The sequence below is a fragment of the Microvirga sp. 3-52 genome (assembly GCF_018383585.1).
Lineage (GTDB): Bacteria > Pseudomonadota > Alphaproteobacteria > Rhizobiales > Beijerinckiaceae > Microvirga.
The window spans coordinates 1-2,011 of record NZ_JAHAMK010000078.1; the positions used below are offsets into that span (position 1 = coordinate 1).

Consider the following 2,011-nt stretch of genomic DNA (forward strand, 5'->3'; position numbering starts at 1 on the left):
CGCAGGATTCATCGGCTCCCCCGCCATGAACTTCCTCAAAGGTCACCTTCAGGGCGGCCGCTTCGTCTCCGAGAGCGGCACGTCCCTGCCGGTGGCCCATGCGCCTGCCGCCTCGGATGGTCAGCCGATCATCTACGGAATCCGCCCTGAGCACTTCATCCTCGACGATTCCCATGGCTTGCCGGCCGAAGTGGCCGTCGTCGAGCCGACGGGATCGGAGACGCAGGTCTTCGCCAAGTTCGGCGGTACCGATGTGGTCGGCGTGTTCCGCGAGCGCGTCAACGCTCAGCCGGGCCAGCAGATCCGCGTCACGCCCGATCCGAAGCTTGTTCATCTCTTCGACGAGCAGACCNCCGATGTGGTCGGCGTGTTCCGCGAGCGCGTCAACGCTCAGCCGGGCCAGCAGATCCGCGTCACGCCCGATCCGAAGCTTGTTCATCTCTTCGACGAGCAGACCGGCAAGCGCCTCTGATCCATGACGCCGGCAAGGGTGGCCCGCATGTGCGAGGCCGCCTTTCTCGTTCCCTCGCCGTCATGGCCGGCCTTGTGCCGGTGATAACGGGGGAAGGGTGTCAGTCCTTGAGAAGCCAGGCTTTCAAGCGGACACGGTGCCACTCTGAGCGGCCTGCGGTATCATGGCCCATCCCGATACGCGAAGAGATCATCCCTGCGGTGAAAGTTCGGCCTTGGCTGACGAGGGATATCGGCGAGTTGTCCATCGACGGCAGATCCTGTGAAAATGGGAGGCAATCATAGACGTCCTGGTTATTGGGGCGGGGGTCGTCGGGCTCGCCATCGCGCGCGCACTCGGCCTTCGCGGTCATGGTGTGATTGTGGTCGAGGCGACGGGCGGCGTCGGCAACGGGGTCTCCTCGCGCAACAGCGAGGTGATCCATGCCGGCATGTATTATCCCTCCGGCTCCTTGCGCGCGCGCCATTGTGTCAACGGGCGGCGGATGCTCTACGCCTTCTGCGAGAGCCACGGCGTGCCTCATGCCAAATGCGGCAAGCTGATCGTCGCCACCAATGATCTCGAACAGGCAAAGATCGAAGGCATTTACGAACAGGGGCTGGCGAACGGTGTCGAGGGCCTCTCCTTGCTGACGGGCGAAGAGGCATGTCGGCTTGAGCCGAACCTCGCCTGCACCGGCGCCGTGCTGTCACAGGAGACGGGGATCGTCGACAGCCACGCCCTCATGCTGGCATTGCAGGGCGATCTGGAGAGCGCCGGCGGCGTCATCGCCTTTCATGCGCCCGTGGAGCGGATCACCCGGAACGGAACCGGATGGGACGCACATGTGGGCGGATCGGAGCCGACGGATCTCACCGTCGATGCGGTGGTCAACGCGGCAGGGCTCGGCGCCCAGGCGCTCGCCCGCACGACGGAAGGCTATCCGGTCGACCGCGTGCCGCCCCTCGTCTTCGCCAAGGGCAATTATTTCGGCTGTCTCGGCAAGCCAGCCTTCTCGCGCCTGATCTATCCGGCGCCCGTCGACGGAGGCTTGGGCACCCATGTGACGCTGGATCTCTCGGGCCGCATGCGCTTCGGGCCCGACGTGGAATGGATCGAGCGCGAGGAATACGAGGTCGATCCGCGCCGGGCGGAAAGCTTCTATGCCTCCATCCGCCGCTACTGGCCCGGTCTCCCCGAGAATGCGCTCGTGCCCGACTATTCCGGAATCCGCCCCAAGCTCACGGGAGCAGGCGAAAAGGCCGCCGATTTCATGATCGACGGTCCGGCGGAGCATAGATTATCGGGCCTCGTGCATCTCTTCGGCATCGAGAGCCCGGGACTGACCTCGTGCCTCTCGATCGCCGAGGACGTGGCGGACAGGCTGAGCGCCTAAGAGGCTGACTCAAAAAGACTTGTGGTGTTTCAGGGTCTTGCGAGCCGTCTTGTCAGCATCCGGATATGAGCGATGAAGACCCAAGCCACCGCACTTTCAATGGAGGCTTCGAAGTCCTTGGCCAGGCGGCGGCAGCGTCCAAGCCAACCGAAGGTTCGCTCCAC

General features: G+C 64.4%; 3 protein-coding genes and 1 pseudogene. 2 read left to right on the top strand and 2 right to left on the bottom strand.

Annotated features, from left to right (window positions below; all coding sequences use genetic code 11):
* On the top strand, positions 1-472 hold a 472-nt coding region (locus tag KHP60_RS24790; RefSeq protein ID WP_249689125.1), incomplete at its 5' end, for a TOBE domain-containing protein.
* A gap of 100 nt (positions 473-572) precedes the next feature.
* Here KHP60_RS24790 and KHP60_RS24795 read toward each other — a convergent pair.
* Entirely contained in the window at positions 573-824 is a 252-nt protein-coding gene (locus KHP60_RS24795) for a hypothetical protein (RefSeq protein WP_213566929.1), read from the bottom strand.
* Between KHP60_RS24795 and KHP60_RS24800 the strand changes: the two genes are divergently transcribed.
* Positions 753-1,847 (top strand): NAD(P)/FAD-dependent oxidoreductase, encoded by a 1,095-nt coding sequence (locus KHP60_RS24800; protein ID WP_213566930.1) that lies wholly within the window; start codon positions 753-755, stop codon positions 1,845-1,847. The two genes, KHP60_RS24795 and KHP60_RS24800, sit on opposite strands and share 72 nt — an antisense overlap.
* A 29-nt stretch (positions 1,848-1,876) precedes the next feature.
* Here the strand turns inward: KHP60_RS24800 and KHP60_RS24805 are convergent.
* A pseudogene (locus tag KHP60_RS24805) lies at positions 1,877-2,011 on the bottom strand (IS5/IS1182 family transposase); the annotation flags it as partial.